Origin of the sequence: Crenobacter caeni, assembly GCF_010435965.1 — a bacterium.
Lineage (GTDB): Bacteria > Pseudomonadota > Gammaproteobacteria > Burkholderiales > Chromobacteriaceae > Craterilacuibacter > Craterilacuibacter caeni.
In genome coordinates, this window is the sequence record NZ_JAAGAA010000003.1 from 1 (window position 1) to 19435 (window position 19435).

Sequence of the window (19435 nt, forward strand, 5' to 3'; positions counted from 1 at the left end):
GTTAATGTCTGGTGGCCATAGCGAGGTGGTCCCACGCCTTCCCATCCCGAACAGGACCGTGAAACACCTTAGCGCCGATGATAGTGTGGCATTCGCCATGTGAAAGTAGGACACCGCCAGACGCCCCTTACCATCCGCTTGCTTAGGCAAGCGTGGTTTCGGTGGTGGATATAGCTCAGTTGGTAGAGTCCCGGATTGTGATTCCGGTTGTCGTGGGTTCGAGTCCCATTATCCACCCCATCGCGAATTAGCCCTGATTTCAGAAGAAATCAGGGCTTTTTGCATTCTGTGCGCACATTCCGCTACTCGGTGGCGTCGCGATTGCTGTCTGCAAAGAAAAGCCCTGACCGTTTTCCGGCCAGGGCTTTTGCGCGTTCGGTGTGCGTGGCTTTATGCGGCCAACCGTCCCGCTGCGAAGCGGACGATATGGTCGGCGATGCGTTCGGCCTGCGCCGGGTTGTGGCTGACCATTACCAGGGTATGCTTCGCCTTGAGGGCGATCAGTGCCGCTTCGAGCTTGCCGCCCGCCTCGCCGTCGAGCGACGCGGTCGGCTCGTCGAGCAGCAGGATTTGCGGCTGCAGGGCCAGCGCGCGGGCGAGGCACAGCCGTTGCTGCTGGCCGCCGGACAGCGTGCTTGCCGGAGCATCCAGCCGGTCGTGCACCTCGTCCCACAGGCAGGCGTCGCGCAGCGCAGTTTCCACACGGCGGGCTACGGCTGCACGCGGCAGCGCGTGCACCAGCGTCAGCGGCAATTCGATATTGCGGCGGATCGAGCCGGGCAGCAGTTGCGGGTGCTGGAACACCATGCCGACGTGGCGGCGCAGCGCCACCGGGTCGGTGCCGGGCGCGTACGGGTCCAGCCAGCCGGTGTCCACCCGCACGCGGACACGGCCGCTGACGCGGGCGCCGGGGACCGTGTCGTGCAGGCGGTTCAGGCAGCGCAGAAAGCTGGTCTTGCCCGAGCCGGACGGGCCGAGCAGCACGCTGAGCCGGTGGGCGGGGAGGTGCAGGCTGATGTTGTCGAGCAGCGTGTGCTGACCGACGCTAAGCGACAGCTTTTCGCATTCGATCGCGTTCATCGGACGGATTTTCCTTGCAGGCGACGGGCGAGGGTGAACAAGAGCGCGGAGAGACCGAGCAGCAGCAGGGCGGCGGCGAAGGCGCGCGCGAGCTGCTGCTCGTCGCGGTACTCGCTGGCGGTCACCATGATGAAGAAGGGCAGCGCCTCGAACGGGTCGAATACGCTGCGCGGCACGCCGAAGCTGGCGACCGCGCCGGTGAGCAGGATCACCGCGACGTCCTCCAGCGCGCGTCCGCAGGCGAGCACGGCACCGGCGCCTATCCCCTGCCGGCATTCGGGCAGGTAGACGTGAAAGATCGCTTGCATCCGGCTCATCCCCAGCGCGTCGCAGGCGAGCCTGAGCGTGGCGGGCAGGCGCAACAGCGCCTGCCGTGTGGCGACGGTCGGGTAGGGCAGGATCAACAGCGCGATGCAGCAGGCGGCGAGCAGCAGGGAGACGTTGGCATCTGGCCACACGCCGCGCAGGAGCACGATCAGCATGAAGCCGCTCAGGCCCAGCACGATGGACGGCATGCCCGAGAGCAGGTCGGTCATCGCGCGCGACGCGCGCAGCGCCGGCGAGTCGAACTCGGCCTGCGCGATGCCGGCGGCGACGCCCAGCGGCAGCGCGATGGCGAGCGCGACCAGCGTCAGCAGCGTACTGCCAACCAGCGCGGGCCACAGCCCGTCCCACACCATCTCCTCCCCGATCATTGCGCGCCACGGGTCGGCGTCGCCGAACAGCAGGTCGCCATCCAGCGCCGGCGCGGCGTGTACGGCGAGAAAGGCCAGCATGGTCGCGAACAGGGCGAACAGCAGCAGTGCGGCCAGCCAGCTGGCAGCGATGACCGCGCGTTCGATCAGGCGGCGCGTCATCGGACGAGCCTGCGCGAGAGGAGGTGGCTGAGGCTGACCCACGCCAGCAGCAACAGGCTGCTCGCGTAGACCGCCGCGTACGCGGTGCTTTCGGTGTCGGTCGCCAGCGACAGCGCGATATGCGCGCTGAGCACGCGCAAGGGATCGGCCGGCGAGTGCGGCAGCCACGGTGCGTTGCCCGACAGCATCAGCGCGATCAGCGTGTCGCCGGCGGCGCGGCCGGCCGCGACCAGCAGTACCGACAGCATCAGCGGCCTGTGTGCGGGCAGGGTGACCCACAACAGGCGCTGCGCCCGGCTGATCCCCAGCGCGTCGCAGACCGGCGCAAGCGACGCGTCGGCAGGTGCGAGCACGCCGATCAGCGGCAGCGCGACGGTCGGCACCAGCATCAGCCCCAAAGTGAGTGATGCCGCCAGCCACGAGAAGCCCATGCCGACGCCGGCGCTGTCGCGCAGCCAGGGCACCAGCAGCCAGACGGCGACGAAGGCGTAGACGACGGTCGGCACGCCGGCCATCAGCGTGAGCACCTGGCGTAGCAGCTGCGCGAGCACGCGCGGCCCCAGCGCGAGCACGAACAGCACGCACAGGAGGCCGAGCGGGAAGGCGAGCGCGAGCGCGCCGGACGACAGCAAGAGGGTGCCGGCGAACATCGCGCCCAGCCCGTACTGGCCGGCAGCCGGGTTCCAGCTGAACCCCGCGAGCGAGGCGAGCGCGGCCGGGTCCTGCCACAGCGGGCGGCCCAGCCACGCGAACAGCAGCAGGGTGAGCACGACCCACAGCGTCGAGACCTGGGCCGCGGCTAGCAGCAGCGCCCCGGACAGGCGCGTGCGCATCAGAAGGCCGGGATGTAGCCGTGCGCGCGGATCAGCGACTGGCCTTCGCCGGTTTTCAGGTAGCGGTAAAAGGCCGACGCGAGCGCGTTGGGTTCGCCGCGGGTATTGAAGTAGAGGCCGCGCACGATCGGGTAGGCGCCGGACTTGGCGTTTTCCTGGCTGGGCGCGTGGCCGTCGATGGCGACCGGCTTCACGCTCGCGTCGACGTAGCCGAGGCCCAGGTAGCCGATCGCGCCCTTGTCGCGGGCGATCGCCGTCTTGATCGCGCCGTTGGACGCGACCACCGTCGCGTTCGCCGCCGGCGACTGGCCCTTGCCGAGCACCTTGTCGACGAACACCTCGCGGGTCGCGCTCGCCTCGTCGCGGCTGTACAGATGGATGCGCTGGTCGGCACCGCCGAAGGTTTTCCAGTTGTCGACGCGGCCGCTGAAGATGTCGGCCAGTTGCACGCGGCTGAGGTTCTTGACCGGGTTGGCCGGGTGGACGGCGACGGCGACGCCGTCGAGCGCGAACTGGAAGGGCTTCAGATTGTACTTGGCGACTTCTTCGGCGCTCGGCGCGCGGCCGGTGCTGCCGATGTCGACGAGGCCGGCGCCGACCTTCTGGATGCCGACGCCGCTGCCGCCGCCGCTGACCGAGATGCGCACGTTGGGGTTGGCTTTGGCGACGTGGCGGGCGACGTCCTGCACGACAGGGATATGCGCAGTGCCACCGGCGACGTCGAGCTTGCCGGACAAGCCCTTGAAGGCGTCGATGTCGGCGGCGCCGGCGTGGGTGGCGGCAAAGAGGGTGACCAGGCCGGCAAAGGCGGCCGCGATGCGGTGCTTGTTCATGGGGAAAACCTCGTCTGGGGTGGTGCGCCGGCTAAAGGCGGCGCAAAAGCCGCGAATTATAGCGTGCGCACACCTGAATGGCCGCGCTGATCGAATGGGATTTGACGAGGATCAGCGCCGGACGGCGAAGCCGTCGGAGGCCTGCAGCAGGCGGGCCAACCGCGTGGCGGCGTGCGCGAGCGCCCGATCCTCGACGCCGGCGTAGCCGAGTACCAGCGCCCGTGTGCCGGTCGGGGTCAGGCAGTGGCGCTGCCAGGTGCGCAGCCACAGCCCCTCGCTTGCGGCGCTGCGCTCGAGCGCGTCTTCGTCGAAGTTGTCCGGCAGGCGGGCGATCAGGTGCAGGCCCGCTTCGCCGGCGGACAGCGGCAGTGCGTCGCCCAGTTCGCGCGCGAGCACCGCGCGCAGCAGCGCCTGGCGCTGCCGGTAGAGTTCGCGCATCGCGCGGATATGGCGGGCGAAGTGGCCGTCGCCGATAAAGCGCGCCAGCGCGGCCTGCTCGGGGTAGTGCCCTTCGCGGTAGAGGCGTGCCGCCGCACGGCGGAACGGGTCGACCAGCGCGTCAGGCAGCACCAGGTAGCCCAGGCGCAGCGCCGGGTACAGCACCTTGCTAAAGGTGCCGACGTAGATCACCCGCCCCTGCTTGTCGAGCCCCTGCAGTGCCGGGATCGGCGCCGAGCTGTAGCGGAACTCGCTGTCGTAGTCGTCCTCGATCAGCCAAGCATCGTGGCGCGCGGCCGTCTCGAGCAGTTCGAGGCGGCGGGTGACCGGCATCACCACACCGCCCGGGTACTGGTGCGACGGGGTCAGGTAGATCAGCCGCGGCGAGGGGAGGTCCGGTGCGGCATCCGGCGACAGGCCGTGTTCGTCGACAGGCTTCGGTTGCATGGACAGCGCGGCCGCGTCGAACGCCGCGTGCGCGCCGCCGTAGCCGGGCTCCTCGACCCATACGGTGTCGCCCGGCTCGGCCAAGAGGCGCGCGGTCAATTCGAGCGCGGCTTGCGCGCCGGGCACGATCAGGATCTGGGCAGCGTCGCAGCGCACGCCGCGCGACAGCGTCAGGTAGTCGGCCAGCGCCTCGCGCAGCAGCGGGTGTCCGCCGTCCTGTCGGTACGCGAAGAGCTCGAGGCCGGCCTTGCGCTGCGCCTGCCCGACCAGGCGCTGCCAGGTCGCGTGCGGGAAGCGCGCGATTTCCGGCACGCCCGGCGCGAAGGCGCCGGTCAGCCCGTTCGGCAGCCGGCTCGCCGCAACCAGCGCGTGGCCGCGCGCGGACAGCCCGCGCGGGTTGGCGGTGGGCGCCTCGGTGGCCGTGCTGATCAGCGTCGGCGCACTGACGTAGGTACCGCTGCCGTGGCGGGCGGCGAGGTAGCCCTCGGCGACCAGTTGCTCGTACGCGGCGCTGACGCTGCCGCGGGCGACGCCCAGTTCGCCCGCGAGTGCGCGGCTGGACGGCAGGCGGGCGCCGTGCGGCAGGCGGCCGGCCGCGATCCAGCGGCGCAGCGCATGTGCGAGCGCTTGTGCGCCGCGGCAGTGTTCGGCGAGCAGCGCCTCGGTCAGCCAGTCTGCGTGCAAGTGGTCCATTCCTTGTGCGGACAAGTGGCTCTGATCATGGGCCACTTGCAGCCCTATGATAAGCGGGAATCATCTGCCCAGGAGCCTCGCGTGTATTGCCCGCCTTTGTTTGCCGCCAACGACCCCGCGCATTGCTACGCGCTGATGCGCGCGCACCCGCTCGCCCACCTGGTGCGGCAGGACGGCGGTGCGCTCGCCGCCGACGCCGTCGTGCTGTGGCCGGACGCGGAAGCGGGCGTGTTGCGCGGCCATGTCGCACGGGTCAATCCGCTGTCCGCCTGCGATGGCGCCGGGGTGCTGGCGATCTTCAGCGCAGGCGACGCTTACGTGTCGCCGGGCTGGCTGCCCGGCAAGGCCGAGCACGGGCGGGTGGTGCCGACCTGGAATTATCGCGTCGTGCACGCGCACGGCCGCTTGCGTGTCGTCGACGACGCTGCGTGGTTGCGCGCGCAGATGGAGGTGTTGACGGACGCGCAGGAAGGGGTGCTCGGCGCCAACTGGCGGGTGGACGACGCGCCGGCCGACTATATCGCCGCGATGCTGGGGGTGGTGGTTGGTATCGAAATCGCGATCAGTGCGCTTGAGGGCAAGGACAAATTGAGCCAGAACCGCAGCGTGGCCGAGCGGGCCGGCGTCCGGCAGGGGCTCGCCGCGCGCGGTGAGGCCGCGTCGGCCGCCATCGCCGCGGCCATGAACAGGATCGAAGCAGACCAGGGAGAGAGATCATGAAGGCGGAAGACTTTTACCTCGCCAAACTCGAGTACGAGACCGACAGCTACGACGTATACAGCGCGCTTACGCGCGGCGAGCCGCTGCTGCTCATCGACGGCCGCTCGGCTGCGGCGTTTGCTGCCGAGACCCTGCCCGGCGCGGTCAACCTGCCGCACCGCACGATAGACGCGGCGTCGACCGCGCACCTGCCGCGCGACGTGCTGCTGGTCGCTTTTTGCGACGGCATCGGCTGCAACGCGTCGACCAAGACCGCGCTGGCGCTCTCCCGGCTCGGCTTCAGGGTCAAGGAGTTGCAAGGCGGGCTCGACTGGTGGAAACGCGATGGTTACGCGACGAGCAAGGGCAGTAGCGACGCCGCCGCGTGCGGCTGCGCGGGGGAGGCCACATGCTGACGGTGGTGGCTTTGCACGACGAGGCCGGCCGCCTGCTGCGCGAGGACCTGCTCGCGGCAGCGCTGCCGGTGCACCGCCAGCTGCGCCCCAATCTGCCGGACGAGCCGGCCGCGTACCGGGCGATGATGGCGCGGGTGTTTGCCGGTGGCGCGCGGATGTTTGTCGCGCTGGATGACGCAGACCAGGTGCAGGGCGTCGCGCTGTGGCGAGTGTACGAGAACACCTACCAGGGGCGGCGGCTGTATCTGGACGACCTGGTGACGGGCGAGGCGCACCGCTCGCAGGGGGTGGGCAAGGCTTTGCTTGCCGCGTGCGAAGCCGAGGCTGCACGGCAGGGTTGCGGGTATTTCTCGCTCGACTCGGGCACCTGGCGCACCGACGCACACCGTTTCTATTTCCGCGAGGGCTTCACCATCCAGTCGTTCCACTTCGTGCGGCCGCTCGGCTAACACCGGCGCGCGTGCGCGCGGTACAATGACCGGCTCAGCAACGACGCCAGCCATCATCCGGAACGCCATGAAACCGCATCCCCGCAACGCACGCATCAAGGGCGACCCCTTCATCCCCAGCCGCTTCATCTTTGGCGACGCGGTGGACGACAAGGGGCTCGAGCCCTGCGAGTACATCGTGCATACCGAGGAGCCGGCGTTCATCTGTCGCCTGGTCGGCCACGACGACACGCCGTTTGCCGGCCGCGACAACGAGGCGTACGCGAGTGCGGTGCTGTTCGACGACGAGGAGAACATCACCGTCTACGTGTGCAACAAGGGCTTCCGCCTGTTCGACTTCAACTTCTGGGACGAGCCGCCGACTGCCGCGCAACTGCAGCGCATCTGCGACGAGGCGATCACCGTATACGACCGCCTGAACCAGGCGTACCAGGAGCGCGACACCAACCCGCCGGCGCGCGAGATGCGCGTGGTGCCGACCGAGCCCCTGCCGCCGGCCGAGCGCCAGGCGGCGATCCAGGACCTGATGGCGAAGGCGCGCGAGGCGGCGGCGCAGCCGATGGCGCGCGTGCAGCTGGCCGCCAGCGTGCAGCTCGCGCTGCAAGGCGGCGACCAGGCGGTGTTCACCGAGGCGCAGCTCGGGCTGCAGGGCGAGGCCGCCGCGCGTGCGCAGCTGGTCGACACCGCGCGCAAGCTGATCGCCAACCCCGAGGTGATCCGCAAGGACGGCAGCTTCGCGTCGTTCGAGCTGTGGGCGATGCCGATCGCGTTCTCGCGTGCTAAGGGCGGCGTGTGGTGGCACTTCCCGCTGATGGAGCGGGTCGAGGTCGCGCTGGCCGACGCGCTCGAGGTGCCGGAGAAGGCGATCCTGTGGATGTCGCCGACGCTGTTCACCCTCGACATGCTCAACGAGCGCGCCTGCCAGAGCCTGATCCACCTCGCGCCCATCATGGACGCCGGCTGCGACATCGCGCCGGAAGACCCGGAGGCCGCGCGCGCGACCTTCGAGGCGGCCAACCAGACGGGCGACGCGCAGCTGGTGATCGCGTGGATCCCGTTCATCGTCGAGCGCGGCGTGCTCGATGCGCAAGCGGTGCGCCAGAAGGCGCGCAAGGCGCTGGACGCGACCATGCCGCTGGTGCAGCAGGCGATCAGCAACGAGATGGAGTACGGCGAGGCCGAGCTGTTCGCGCCCTTGCCGATCTGGGAGGCGCTGGAGGCCGGCGTGCGCGCGTGGAACCGCAAGCGGCTGGGGCTGACCGTCGCCGTCGCCGCGGCGGGGCTTGCGCACCTGCGCGACCTCGAGGCCGTCGCCGAGTACCAGCCCGAACTGCAAGGCTACGAGATCGCGCTCAAGGCGCGTGGCGGCGAGGCGATCGCGCGCACGCCGTGGCTGGTGGTGCCAGACGTCGCGTCCGACCGCCAGGCGTGCTGGCAGGACCTCGCCGAGTGCATGCAGGAGGCGGGCATCGCGCTGACCGAGCAGCAGACGCGCTGGCATTGAGCCTGCTGCTGGGCAATTCTATTAATTTGGTATATTTTCTCCGGCAATTCTATTTGTAGAGGATTGCCAGGTGCGCGTCCTGCGGCTTGTCGACACGCGCTCGCTCAAGTTCAGGGCGGCGCTCTTTTGCGCGGTATTCGGCTGGCTGCTCAGCGCCGTGCTGATCGGCGCCTATTATCTTGAGTCGCGCGGCGCGCTCGAAGCCATGCAGCGCGCGCAGGTCGCGGCGCTGGTCGAGCGCACGGCGACCGACTTCGACGACCGCCTGCGCCAGCGCCTGCGGCTGGTTTCCGAGGGGGCGGCGCAGCTGACGGTGGACGCGGAGCAACTGCCGCGCGAAGCGGCATCGCTGGTCACGCGCTTCAGCCATTTCAAGGGGCCGTTTTCGGCGGCCATCCTCTACGACCGCCATGGCAACATCATCGCCGACTACCCGAGCCAGCCCGGCCGGGTCGGCGTCAGCGTCGCCGAGCGCGACTACTTCCGGCTGACCCGCGACACGCTCAGGCCGCAGATCTCCGATCCTTTCCTCGCCAAGACCGGGCGGCGCCTCTTGGTCGTCACCGCGCCCATCCTCGGGCCGGACGGCGAGTTCGCCGGCATGCTCGCGGGCTCGCTCGAGCTGTTTTCGCAGGAAATGTTCGGCGAACTGGCCGGGATCCGCATCGGCGAGCAGGGCTATATCGTGCTGCTGTCGAAGCAGAGCGGACGCTTCATCTACCATCCGGCGCCGACGCTGATCGACCGTTCGTTCCAGCTTGCCGGCGAGTTGCCGTCGCTCGCGCGCGCCCTCGCCGGGGGCGTGGCCAGCGTCGGCCGCGAGGGCCTGCCCGACGGCGGCGAGGGCATCACTGCCTACCGCCCGCTGCAGGCCGCTGGCTGGGTGCTCGGCGGCGCCTTGCCGGCCAGCGAAGCGGACGCGCCGCTGCTCGCGCTCACGCGAACCCTGCTGGGGCTGGGGCTGGTCTGGCTCTTGCTGGTGCCGCCCTTGGCGTGGTGGCTGATGCGCCGCCTGTTGCGCCCGCTGGACGCGATCGAGGCGCAGCTTGAGCGTGCGCAGGCGGGCGACGGCCATGTGCCGCTGGCCGAGGACGGCGTACGCGAACTGGCCCACCTGGCCCGCGCATACAACCGTGCGCTGGCGGCGCGCGAGGCGAGCGAAGCTGACGCGGCCGAGCGCGAGGCGTTCTTCAGGGCGCTCAACGAAGCTTCGCCGCTGGGCGTGCTGGTGTGCAGCCGTTCGGGGGCACCGCGCTATATGAACCAGATGGCGCACACCCTGCTTGGCGCAACTGACGGGCGCTGGCTGCACAACGCGCACGGCGACGATTGCGCACGCATCCTGCGCGCGCTCGCCGACGCGGGCGAAAGTGCCGGCGTCACCCAGTTGCGCGCGCGTTTTCGCACCCCGGGCGGCGAGCGGCTGCTCGAGGCGAGCGTCGTCGCGCTGGACGCCGCGTGCTGTCTGGTCGTGCTACTCGACATCACCCGGCAGGACGCAGAATTCCAGGCATTGCAGGGCGAGCGCGAGCGGCAGGCGGCGATCCTCGAATCGATCGCCGACGCGGTGGTGCTGACCAATCACCGCGACGAGGTCGAATACCTGAACGCGCCGGCCCAGCGCATGCTCGGCGTGCGCGGCGCCGGCGCGCTCGGGCGGCGGCTGGGGGCCGTGGTCGGCCTGCTCGCGCCGGAGAGCGGTTTGCCGATCGGCGCCCGCGTGCTCGAGGCCGAGGGGCGCAAGACGCTGGAGCTGGACCTGGAGACGGCGAGCGGCAGCCGGCGCGCGGTGACGCTGACGCTGTCGTCGGTATGCGCGCAAGGGGCGATGCAGGGTTACCGCGTCTACGTGCTGCACGACGACACCGAGCGGCGCGCACGCGAGGCCAGCCACCGCTACCAGGCGCTGCACGATCCGCTGACCGGGCTTTTCAACCGCCGGGGGCTGGAGGCAGCGCTGCACCAGGCGCTGCAGGCCGGCACTGTCCGTGCCGCGCTGGCGGTGCTCGACCTGGACGGCTTCAAGGCGGTCAACGACCGGGGCGGACACGCGGCGGGCGACCTGATGTTGCAGCAGGTGGGCCAGTTGCTGGCGCAGCGGGTGCGCGAGGGCGACACCGTCGCCCGGCTGGGCGGGGACGAGTTTGCCCTGCTGTTGCCCGGCTGCCCGCCGGACGCCGCGCAGCAGCTGCTCGAGCGGATCGGCACGGAAATTACCCGCCTGCGGGTGGCTGCAGCCGACGGCTCGGCGCTCGGCCTGAGCGCGAGTGCCGGGGTGACCGCGCTGTCGGCGGACGACGACGCGGCCACGGCCCTCGCGCGGGCCGACGCGGCGTGCTACCGCGCCAAGCACGCCGGCCGCGACCGCGTCGAACTGGCGGTCTGACTCAGACGCCGACCTTGTCGCGCACGCCGTACCACCACGCGCCCAGCGTCAGCATCGGCACGCGCAGCAAGCGCCCGCCCGGGAACGGGTAGTGCGGCAGCGCGGCGAACGCGTCGAAGCGCTCGTTCTGGCCGCGGATCGCCTCGGACAGCAGGCGGCCGGCCAGGTGGGTGTAGGTGACGCCGTGGCCCGAGCAGCCCTGCGAGTAGTAGACGTTGCGGCCGATGCGGCCGGCCTGCGGCAGGCGGCTGAGCGTCAGCGAGAAGTTGCCGGTCCAGGTGTAGTCGATCTTGACGCCCGCAAGCTGCGGGAAGGTCTTCTCCAGCTTGGGGCGGATCAGCGACTCGATTTCGCCCGGGTCGCGCGCGCCGTACACGGTGCCGCCGCCGTACAGCAGGCGGTTATCGGCGGTCAGCCGGTAGTAGTCGAGCAGAAAGTTGCAGTCCTCGACGCAGTTGTCGCCCGGCAGCAGGCTGCGCGCGAGCGCCGGGTCCAGCGGCGCGGTGGTGACCACCTGCGTGCCGCAGGGCAGCGTCTTCTCGGCGAGCCTGGGGATCAGGTTGCCCAGATAGGCGTTGCCGGCGACGACCGCGAAGTCGGCCTCGACTTCACCGTGGGCGGTACGCACGCGCACCTTCTCGCCCTCGACGAGGGCGGTGACCGGGCTCGTTTCGCAGATCACGCCGCCTAGCGACTCGAATGCGGCCGCCTCGCCCAGTACCAGGTTCAAGGGGTGCAGGTGGCCACCCCAGGTATCGAGCAGCGCGCCGCAGTACGCGTCGCTGTCGACGATGCCGCGCATGCCGGCCTTGTCGACCATGCGGATGCCGGTGTGGCCGTAACGCTCCCACAGCGCCTTCTTGGCAGAGAGTTCGTCCAGCTGCTTCTGGGTGAACGCGGCGAACACGTTGCCGTCTTTCAGGTCGCACTGGATGCCGTAGCGCGCGATGCGCTCGCGGATGATGCGACCGCCCTCGAAGGCCATCGCCCCCAGCCGTGCGGCGGCTTCCTTGCCGTGGCGCGCCTCGATCACGTCGATGTCGCGGCTGTAGCTGTTGACGATCTGCCCGCCGTTGCGCCCCGACGCGCCCCAGCCGACCCGCGCGGCTTCAAGCACGACCACCTTGTAGCCGGCTTCGGCTAGGTGCAGCGCGGTCGAGATACCGGTAAACCCTGCGCCGATCACGCATACGTCGGCACGGACCTTGCCCGCGAGGGCAGGGCGCTCGGGGCTCGGGTTGGCGCTGGCGGCGTAGTAGGACGGCGCGTGGCGGCTGAAATCTTCCTTGTGCATGGCTGTTCCCTTGCTTGTTGTTATGGTGTGCAAAGGGCCGCCCGCAGGCGGCCCCTCGCTTGCGCCCGGGCGGGCGTTTAGCGGTCGACGCCGCCGATCAGCACGTACTTGATCTCGAGGTAGTCCTCGATGCCGTACTTGGAACCTTCGCGGCCGAGGCCGGACTGCTTGATGCCGCCGAAGGGCGCCATCTCATTGGACAGGATGCCGGTGTTGGCGGCGACCATGCCGTACTCCAGCCCTTCGCTGACGCGGAAGATGCGGCCGATGTCTCGCGCGTAGAAGTACGAGGCGAGGCCGAATTCGGTGTCGTTGGCCATCGAGAGCGCCTCTTCTTCGCTCTTGAAGCGGAACACCGGCGCCAGCGGGCCGAAGGTCTCCTCGCGGGCGACCTTCATCGCCGGGGTGACGTCGCGGATGATGGTCGGCTCGAAGAAGGAGCCGCCCAGCGCGTGGCGATGGCCACCGCTCACCAGCGTGCCGCCTTTGGCCAGCGCGTCGGCGATGTGTTCTTCGACCTTGGCGACCGCCTTGGCGTCGATCATCGGGCCCTGGTTGACGCCGTCGTCCATGCCGTTGCCGACCTTGAGTTTGGCGACCGCGGCGGCGAACTTCTCGACGAAGGCGTCGTACACGCCGTCCTGCACCAGGATGCGGTTCGCGCACACGCAGGTCTGGCCGGCGTTGCGGTACTTGGAGATCATCGCCCCTTCGACCGCCGCGTCGAGGTCGGCGTCGTCGAACACGATAAACGGCGCGTTGCCGCCCAGCTCCATCGACACCTTCTTGATGGTCGCCGCGCACTGCGCGGTCAGCAGGCGGCCGACCTCGGTCGAGCCGGTGAAGCTGAACTTCTTGACGGTGTCCGAGCCGGTGAGCACACCGCCGATTTCGGTCGAGCCGCCGGTGATCACCGAGAACACGCCGGCGGGCACGCCGGCGCGCTCGGCGAGCACGGCGATCGCCAGCGCCGAGAACGGCGTCTGCGAGGCCGGGCGCACCACCATCGGGCAACCGGCGGCCAGCGCCGGCGCGGCCTTGCGGGTGATCATCGCGTTCGGGAAGTTCCACGGCGTGATCGCGGCGGTGACGCCGATCGGCTCGCGATTGACCAGGATGCGGCGATCTAGGCCGGGGCCGGGGATGGTGTCGCCGTAGACGCGCTTGGCTTCCTCGCCGTACCACTCGATGTAGGACGCGCCGTAGGCGATCTCGCCGCGCGCTTCCGCCAGCGGCTTGCCCTGTTCGGCCGTCAGGATGACGGCGAGGTCTTCCTGGTTGGCCATCATCAGGTCGAACCAGCGGCGCAGCACCTGCGCGCGTTCCTTGGCGGTCTTCTTCTTCCACAGCTTGAACGCGTCGGCCGCCGCGGCGACGGCGCGTTCGGCCTCGGCACGGCCCATCTTCGGCACGGTGCCGATCAGCTCGCCGGTGGCCGGGTTGTGTACCGGGATCGTCTCGCCGTTGTCGGCGTCGACCCACTGGCCGGCCAGATAGCACTGCTCGCGAAGCAGGGTCGGGTCTTTCAGTTGCAACATGTCGGGCTTCCTTGTCGGCGTGGGCTCAGGCGAGCAGGGCGGCTTCCAGCTTGGACAGCGCCTCGGCGAAGATTTCGTCTTCGATGGTCAGCGGGAACAGGAAACGCACCACGTTGTAGTTGACGCCGCAGGTGAGCAGGATCAGCCCGTTAGCCAAGGCGTGCGCCTGCACCTTCTTGGCAAAGTCGGCGTCCGGGCCGCTGCCGTCGGCCTTGTTGAACTCGACGGCGACCATCGCGCCGGGGCCGCGCACGTCGGCGATCTGCGGCACGACCTTCTTCATGGCGGTGAGTTTTTCCTTGAGCGCCGCGCCCAGGCGCTCGGCGCGCTCGAGCAGCTTCTCTTCCTCGATCGCGTCGATCACCGCGTCGGCGGCGGCCAGCGCGAGCGGGCTGCCGGCGTAGGTGCCGCCCAGGCCGCCCGGCGCCGGCGCGTCCATCACGTCGGCACGGCCGACCACCGCGGAGAGCGGGAAGCCGCCGGCCAGCGACTTGGCGGTGGTGATCAGGTCGGGGGCGACGCCGTAGTGTTCGCTGGCGAAGAACTTGCCGGTACGCGCGAAGCCGGCCTGCACCTCGTCGGCGATCATCAGGATGCCGTGGGCGTCGCACAGCTTGCGGATCGCGGCGACCCACTCGGCTGGCGCGGTGTAGAAGCCGCCTTCACCCTGTACCGGCTCGTAAATGATCGCGGCGACGCGGGAGGGCTCGATGTCGCACTTGAACAGCTTCTCGATGCTGGCGATCGAATCCTCGATGGACACGCCGTACAGCGCGTTCGGGAAGACCGCGTGGAAAACCTCGGCCGGGAACGGGCCGAAGCCGATCTTGTACGGCGCGACCTTGCCGGTCAGCGCCATGCCCATCATGGTGCGGCCGTGGAAGCCGCCGCCGAAGGCGATCACGCCCGAGCGGCCGGTCGCCGCGCGCGCGATCTTGATCGCGTTCTCGACGGCTTCGGCGCCGGTGGTGAAGAAGGCGGTCTTCTTGGCGAAGTCGCCCGGCGCGCGCGTGTTGATCTTCTCGGCGACGCGGATATAGCTCTCGTACGGCACCACCTGGTAGCAGGTGTGGCTGAACTTGTTCAGTTGCTCGGCGACCGCGCGCTGCACCTTGTCGTGCAGGTGGCCGGTATTGAGCACGCCGATGCCGCCGGCAAAGTCGATGTAGCGGCGGCCCTCGCTGTCCCACAGCTCGGCATTCTTCGCGCGCTCGGCGAAGAAGTTGCACATCACGCCCACGCCGCGCGGGGTGGCCTGGGCCTTGCGTTCGAGAAGGTCTTTGCTGTCGGTCATGGTTTGCCTCGTCTTCGTTGTTCTGTCGCTGTGAGCGTCCGGATTGTCGGACAGTCCGCCGGATCATTCTAATCGGCTGTTTAGCGACTTGCTACAGGCATATCGATAAATTAAACACCCCGCGCGAGGGTGTTGGCGAAATGGCGACAGAACGGCGAGGGGACAGTGATGTACCGGTGACAACGGCAGCCGGCAAGGGCGTCAGGAGGGCAGGGGCCTGCCCCGGGATGCAGCAAGGCGGCGCCCAGCAGGCGCCGCCCCGTGACTCAGAAGTAGCGGTTGACGCTGCGCAGCGTGGTTTCGGAGAGTTCGCCCGCGGCGAGCGCCAGTTGCAGCTGGGCGGTCAGGTAGTTGTAGCGCGACTCGGCGAGCGTGCGCTCGGCCTCGTAGTAAGACTGCTCGGCGGAGAGCAAATCGAGGATGGTGCGCACGCCGACTTCGCGGCCCAGCCTTGTTGCGTCCAGCTGGTTCTTCGCCGAGACCAGCAGCCGCTCGTTGGCGTCGACCAGCGCGGCGCCGTTGGCGACGCCGAGGAAGGCCGCGCGCACGTTCTCGCGCACCTTGCGGCGGGTTGCCTCCAGCGTCTCGCTCGCCTGCTCGCGCAGCGCGACCGACTCGGCGACTTTTGAGTTGATGCCGCCGCCGGCGTAAAGCGGCATGCTCAGCGTCACGCCGACCGAGCTGCCACGGCTGTCGTCGACCTGCTGCAGCACCGAGTTGGGGTTATTGGTCGTGCGGTCCTGGTAGGCAGCCGACAGCGCGAGCTTGGGCAGGTGCTGGCCGCGCGCGGCAGTCACGTCCTGCTCGGCGAGCGCAAGCTGCTGCGCCGCGGCGGTGACGGACGGGTTCTGCGCGAGCGCGCGCTCTATCCACGGTTCGACGGTGTCCGGCGTCGGCGGCGCGAGCGCGACCTTGCCCTTGAGCGGCGCGATGGCCTGCGCGTCGAGCCCGGTCAGGGTTTTGAGCGCGTTGCGGCGCACCTCGAGCTCGGAGAGCGCGGCGATCTCGCGCGCGGTCGCCGCGTTGAAGCGTGCCTGCGCCTCGTAGGTGTCGAGGATGGTCGAGGTGCCGACGTCGAACGACTTCTTCGCCTGCTCGAGCTGTTTGGCGAACGCCTTCTTGGCCGCCTGCACCGACGCGACGGTGTCCTGCGCCAGCAGCACGCCGAAGTAGGCGCGGGCGACGTCGAGGATCAGCGTCTGGGTGGCCGCGTCAAAGCGGGTGTCGGCCAGGCGGCTGGTGAGCTTGCCCTTCTGGTAGCCGGTCCACGCGCCGACGTCGAACAGCGGCTGGCTGAGCGACGCCTGCCAGCCGTGGCTGCCGTAGCTGCCCGCAGGCGAGATCTTCGCAGGCTCGATATCGTTGCTGCGCGTGTAACTGGCCCCGGCGTTCACCTGCGGCAGCAGCCCGGCGAGGCCCTGTTCGCGCTTTTGCAGGCCAGCGTCGCGCTCGGCCTTTTGCGCGGCAAAATTCGCGTCGTACTGGCGGGCGGCGGCCCACGCCTCGTACAGGTCGAACGCGTGCGCGGCGGGAGCCAGGCAGGCGGCGGCGAGGACGGCGAGCGTTGGTGCGATGCGGTTCATGCTTGGTCTTTCTTGTCTGTCAGGTTCAGGCCGCGGCCGCCGGTCGGCGCACGCGGAACCATTGCGCGTAGAGCGCCGGCAAAAACAGCAGGGTCAGCACGGTCGCGACCAGCAGGCCCCCCATGATCGCCACCGCCATCGGCCCCCAGAACGTGCTGCGGGTCAGCGGGATCATCGCGAGGATCGCCGCCAGCGCGGTCAGCATGATCGGCCGGAAACGGCGCACCGTCGAGCCGACCACCGCCTCGAACGGGTCGATGCCGTCGCCGATGTCGCTCTCGATCTGGTCGACCAGGATCACCGAGTTGCGCATGATCATGCCGGAGAGCGCGATCACGCCGAGCATGGCGACGAAGCCGAACGGCGCGGCGAACGCGATCAGCGCCATGGTCACCCCGATCAGCCCCAGAGGCGCGGTCAGTACCACCATCAGCGTGCGCTGGAAGCTCTTCAGCTGCAGCATCAACAGCGTCAGCACGACCACCACCATCAGCGGTACCACCTGGCCGATCGCCTGCTGCGATTTCTGGCTCGCCTCGAGCGAACCGCCCAGCTCGATGTGGTAGCCCAGCGGCAGCGTCTTCTGCATGTCCTGCAGCTTGGGCCACAGCGCGCGCGAGATGTCGGAGGCCTGCACACCGTCGACGGCGTCGGCGCGCACGGTGACGGTCGGCAGCCGGTTGCGCCGCCACACGATGCTCTCCTCGGGCACGTATTCGACCTTGCCCAGCTGGGAGACCGGCACGTAGCGGCCACTGGCCGTTTGTACCATCAATTGGCCGAGCTTGCCGACGTCCAGTTGTTCACCTTTGTTAAGTCTGGCCATCACCGCGACGGTGCGGTCGCCTTCGCGCAACTCGGTGAGCTGCGCGCCCGAGATCAAGAGCTGCAGCTGGCGGGCCAGGTTCTGGTTGGAGACGCCGAGTACGCGCGCCTTGTCCTGGTCGATGCTCACCTTCAGCGACTTGATCTGCTCGCCCCAGTCGTTGTTGACCTGGCGCGTGCCGGGGTGGGCACGCAGGGTGTCTTCCACCCTGCTCGCGATGGCGCGCACTTCGTCGTGGTCCGGCCCCATCACGCGGAACTGCACCGGGTAGCCGACCGGCGGGCCGTTCTCCAGGCGGGTGACGCGGCCGCGCACCAGCGGGAAGTCGGTGTCGAACAGCGTGCGGATCCGGGCGCGCACCGCCTCGCGGCTTTCCTGGTCGCGCGTCATGATCATCAGCTGCGCGAAGTTGGGGTGCTGCTGCTGCTGGTCGAGCGACAGGAAAAAGCGCGGGCTGCCGGCTCCGACGTAGGTGGTCATGCTGGTGATGCCGGTCTCGCCGGCGAGCTTCGCCTCGAGCTTCTTAGCCTCGCGCTCGGTCGCCGCGTAGCTCGCGCCCTGCGGCAGCCACATGTCGACCATCAGCTCGACGCGGTTGGACGCCGGGAAGAACTGCTGCGCGACAAACAGCTTGAACGCGCCGACCGACAGCACGAAGGCGCCGAAGGTGGCCGCGATCACCAGCTTGCGGTGGTCGAGGCACCAGACGACCGCCTGGCGGAACCTGCGGTAGAAAGGCTTCTGGTAGACGTCGTCGTGGCCGTGAGCGTGCGCGCGTTCTGGCAGCAACAGGTAGCCAAGGTAGGGCGTGAACACCACGGCGACGATCCACGAAAGGACCAGCGCGATGGTGACCACCGAGAACAGGCTGAACACGTACTCGCCGGCGTTCGACTTGGCGAAGCCGACCGGCAGGAAGGTCGCGGCGGTGATCAGCGTGCCGGTGAGCATCGGGAAGGCGGTGCTGGTGTACGCGAAGGTCGCCGCCTGGAAGCGGTTCCAGCCCTGCTCGAGCTTGAGCGCCATCATCTCGACCGCGATGATCGCGTCGTCGACCAGCAGGCCCAGCGCGATGATCAGCGAGCCCAGCGAGATGCGCTGCAGGTCGATCTTGAAGAAGTACATCGCGATGAAGGTCATCGCCAGCACCAGCGGGATCGATAGCGCGACGACGATGCCGGTGCGCCAGCCTAGGCTGAAGAAGCTGACCGCGAGCACGATGACCACCGCCTCGATCAGCGCCTTCATGAATTCGCCGACGGCGTTCTTCACCACCTTGGGCTGGTCGGAGATCGCGTCGACCGCGATGCCGACCGGCAGCGCGCGCTCGACCGCGTCCATCTGGCTCGCCAGCGCGGCGCCGAACTTCAGCACGTCGCCGCCTTCCTTCATGCTGACCGCGAGGCCGATCGCCGGCTTGCCGTTGAAGCGCATGCGCATCGCCGGCGGGTCGGCGTAGCCGCGGGAAACAGCCGCGATGTCCCCCAGGCGGAACACGCGGCCGCCGGCGGCGATAGGCGTGTTCTCGATTTCGTCGACCGTGTCGTAGGTGCCGCTGGGGCGCACCCACACTCGCTCGTCTGCGGTGTGGAACACGCCGGCGCCGGCCGTCGTGTTCTGCTCGGCGAGCGCCGCCCAGATCAGGCGGGCGTCTAGCCCGAGCGTGGCGAGGCGCGCGTTGTCGAGGTCGACCCAGATCCGCTCCTCCTGCTCGCCGACGAATTCGGCCTTGCCCACGTCGGGTACGCGCAGCACCTCGCGGCGCGCCTTGTCGACTTCGCGCCTCAGCTCCTCGTAGCTGAAGCCGTCGCCGGTGAAGGCGTACATATTGCCGAAGGTGTCGCCGAACTCGTCGTTGAAGTAGGGGCCGCGCACGTCGGGCGGCAGCGTGTGGCGGATGTCGCCGAGCTTCTTCCTGACCTGGTACCAGTAGTCCTTGACCTTCTTCGGGTCGACGCCTTCGCGCAGGTTGAGGATGAACAGCGCCTCGCCGGGCTTGCTGTAGCTCTTCACGTACTCGAGCTCGCCCATCTCCTGCAGCTTGCGCTCGAGCTTGTCGGTGACCTGCTCCTCGACGTCCAGCGCGGTCGCGCCGGGCCACACCACGCGCACCATCATCGCCTTGAAGGTGAATTCGGGGTCTTCCTTCTGCCCGAGCTGCGCGTACGCCCAGGCGCCGGCGATCAGCAGCACCACCAACAGGTAGCGCACCAGGGGCTGGTTCTTCAGCGCCCATTCCGAAAGGTTCAGTCGCATCGTGTTCCC

At 69.2% G+C, this 19435-nt stretch carries 15 protein-coding genes, 1 tRNA gene and 1 rRNA gene; 7 read left to right on the forward strand and 10 right to left on the reverse strand.

What is annotated here, in order from left to right; genetic code table 11:
* Positions 1 to 7 precede the first annotated feature (7 nt).
* Positions 8 to 122: ribosomal RNA gene (gene rrf, locus GZH52_RS03790) — 5S ribosomal RNA — on the forward strand.
* Between the two features lie 42 nt (positions 123 to 164).
* A tRNA-His gene (locus GZH52_RS03795) sits at positions 165 to 240 on the forward strand.
* A gap of 150 nt (positions 241 to 390) precedes the next feature.
* Here GZH52_RS03795 and GZH52_RS03800 read toward each other — a convergent pair.
* The 5 genes from GZH52_RS03800 to pdxR form a co-directional block, all read right to left on the reverse strand.
* A complete protein-coding gene (locus tag GZH52_RS03800) occupies positions 391 to 1080 on the reverse strand; it encodes a phosphate ABC transporter ATP-binding protein (RefSeq protein WP_163315179.1) in 690 nt (229 codons plus the stop codon).
* Positions 1077 to 1937, reverse strand: a complete 861-nt coding sequence (locus GZH52_RS03805) for an ABC transporter permease subunit (protein ID WP_163315180.1) — start codon at positions 1935 to 1937, stop codon at positions 1077 to 1079. The genes GZH52_RS03800 and GZH52_RS03805 overlap by 4 nt, the downstream gene beginning before the upstream one ends.
* Positions 1934 to 2770 carry a PstC family ABC transporter permease gene (locus GZH52_RS03810; protein ID WP_163315181.1) on the reverse strand — a complete coding sequence of 279 codons (837 nt, stop codon included), beginning with the start codon at positions 2768 to 2770 and terminating at the stop codon, positions 1934 to 1936. Before GZH52_RS03810 ends, GZH52_RS03805 begins: the two co-directional genes overlap by 4 nt.
* A complete protein-coding gene (locus tag GZH52_RS03815; RefSeq protein WP_163315182.1) occupies positions 2770 to 3603 on the reverse strand; it encodes a phosphate ABC transporter substrate-binding protein in 834 nt (277 codons plus the stop codon). Before GZH52_RS03815 ends, GZH52_RS03810 begins: the two co-directional genes overlap by 1 nt.
* Positions 3604 to 3714: 111 nt before the next feature.
* Positions 3715 to 5172 carry a MocR-like pyridoxine biosynthesis transcription factor PdxR gene (gene pdxR, locus GZH52_RS03820; protein WP_163315183.1) on the reverse strand — a complete coding sequence of 486 codons (1458 nt, stop codon included), beginning with the start codon at positions 5170 to 5172 and terminating at the stop codon, positions 3715 to 3717.
* A gap of 90 nt (positions 5173 to 5262) precedes the next feature.
* Here pdxR and GZH52_RS03825 point away from each other — a divergent pair, with 90 nt between their 5' ends.
* From GZH52_RS03825 to GZH52_RS03845, 5 genes are all read left to right on the forward strand, one after another.
* Positions 5263 to 5901 carry an FMN-binding negative transcriptional regulator gene (locus GZH52_RS03825; protein ID WP_349290633.1) on the forward strand — a complete coding sequence of 213 codons (639 nt, stop codon included), beginning with the start codon at positions 5263 to 5265 and terminating at the stop codon, positions 5899 to 5901.
* Positions 5898 to 6296 carry a rhodanese-like domain-containing protein gene (locus GZH52_RS03830; RefSeq protein ID WP_163315185.1) on the forward strand — a complete coding sequence of 133 codons (399 nt, stop codon included), beginning with the start codon at positions 5898 to 5900 and terminating at the stop codon, positions 6294 to 6296. The genes GZH52_RS03825 and GZH52_RS03830 overlap by 4 nt, the downstream gene beginning before the upstream one ends.
* Positions 6290 to 6745, forward strand: a complete 456-nt coding sequence (locus GZH52_RS03835; protein WP_203525612.1) for a GNAT family N-acetyltransferase — start codon at positions 6290 to 6292, stop codon at positions 6743 to 6745. The genes GZH52_RS03830 and GZH52_RS03835 overlap by 7 nt, the downstream gene beginning before the upstream one ends.
* 67 nt (positions 6746 to 6812) lie before the next feature.
* Positions 6813 to 8249, forward strand: coding sequence for a hypothetical protein (locus GZH52_RS03840; protein ID WP_163315186.1), 1437 nt, complete (start codon positions 6813 to 6815; stop codon positions 8247 to 8249).
* 70 nt (positions 8250 to 8319) lie between these two features.
* Positions 8320 to 10635 carry a diguanylate cyclase domain-containing protein gene (locus GZH52_RS03845; RefSeq protein ID WP_163315187.1) on the forward strand — a complete coding sequence of 772 codons (2316 nt, stop codon included), beginning with the start codon at positions 8320 to 8322 and terminating at the stop codon, positions 10633 to 10635.
* 1 nt (position 10636) lies between these two features.
* Here GZH52_RS03845 and GZH52_RS03850 read toward each other — a convergent pair whose 3' ends face one another.
* From GZH52_RS03850 to GZH52_RS03870, 5 genes are all read right to left on the reverse strand, one after another.
* Complete coding sequence (locus tag GZH52_RS03850; RefSeq protein WP_163315188.1) at positions 10637 to 11929, reverse strand: NAD(P)/FAD-dependent oxidoreductase; 1293 nt, start codon at positions 11927 to 11929, stop codon at positions 10637 to 10639.
* Positions 11930 to 12006: 77 nt separating this feature from the next.
* A complete protein-coding gene (gene gabD, locus GZH52_RS03855; RefSeq protein ID WP_163315189.1) occupies positions 12007 to 13467 on the reverse strand; it encodes an NADP-dependent succinate-semialdehyde dehydrogenase in 1461 nt (486 codons plus the stop codon).
* A 25-nt stretch (positions 13468 to 13492) separates the two neighbouring features.
* Complete coding sequence (gene gabT, locus GZH52_RS03860; RefSeq protein WP_163315190.1) at positions 13493 to 14761, reverse strand: 4-aminobutyrate--2-oxoglutarate transaminase; 1269 nt, start codon at positions 14759 to 14761, stop codon at positions 13493 to 13495.
* Between the two features lie 266 nt (positions 14762 to 15027).
* The gene (locus GZH52_RS03865) at positions 15028 to 16344 is read right to left on the reverse strand and encodes a TolC family outer membrane protein (protein WP_163315191.1); all 1317 of its coding nucleotides are present in this window, start codon (positions 16342 to 16344) and stop codon (positions 15028 to 15030) included.
* A gap of 25 nt (positions 16345 to 16369) precedes the next feature.
* Positions 16370 to 19426 carry an efflux RND transporter permease subunit gene (locus GZH52_RS03870; protein WP_163315192.1) on the reverse strand — a complete coding sequence of 1019 codons (3057 nt, stop codon included), beginning with the start codon at positions 19424 to 19426 and terminating at the stop codon, positions 16370 to 16372.
* Between the last annotated feature and the right edge of the window lie 9 nt (positions 19427 to 19435).

Bases quoted from the DNA above. Each gene is read 5' to 3' on its own strand.
- GZH52_RS03800 (WP_163315179.1), bottom strand. From the start codon at position 1,080: ATGAACGCGATCGAATGCGAAAAGCTGTCGCTTAGCGTCGGTCAGCAC.
- GZH52_RS03805 (WP_163315180.1), bottom strand. From the start codon at position 1,937: ATGACGCGCCGCCTGATCGAACGCGCGGTCATCGCTGCCAGCTGGCTG.
- GZH52_RS03810 (WP_163315181.1), bottom strand. From the start codon at position 2,770: ATGCGCACGCGCCTGTCCGGGGCGCTGCTGCTAGCCGCGGCCCAGGTC.
- GZH52_RS03815 (WP_163315182.1), bottom strand. From the start codon at position 3,603: ATGAACAAGCACCGCATCGCGGCCGCCTTTGCCGGCCTGGTCACCCTC.
- GZH52_RS03830 (WP_163315185.1), top strand. From the start codon at position 5,898: ATGAAGGCGGAAGACTTTTACCTCGCCAAACTCGAGTACGAGACCGAC.
- GZH52_RS03835 (WP_203525612.1), top strand. From the start codon at position 6,290: ATGCTGACGGTGGTGGCTTTGCACGACGAGGCCGGCCGCCTGCTGCGC.
- GZH52_RS03840 (WP_163315186.1), top strand. From the start codon at position 6,813: ATGAAACCGCATCCCCGCAACGCACGCATCAAGGGCGACCCCTTCATC.
- GZH52_RS03850 (WP_163315188.1), bottom strand. From the start codon at position 11,929: ATGCACAAGGAAGATTTCAGCCGCCACGCGCCGTCCTACTACGCCGCC.
- gabD (WP_163315189.1), bottom strand. From the start codon at position 13,467: ATGTTGCAACTGAAAGACCCGACCCTGCTTCGCGAGCAGTGCTATCTG.
- gabT (WP_163315190.1), bottom strand. From the start codon at position 14,761: ATGACCGACAGCAAAGACCTTCTCGAACGCAAGGCCCAGGCCACCCCG.
- GZH52_RS03865 (WP_163315191.1), bottom strand. From the start codon at position 16,344: ATGAACCGCATCGCACCAACGCTCGCCGTCCTCGCCGCCGCCTGCCTG.
- GZH52_RS03870 (WP_163315192.1), bottom strand. From the start codon at position 19,426: ATGCGACTGAACCTTTCGGAATGGGCGCTGAAGAACCAGCCCCTGGTG.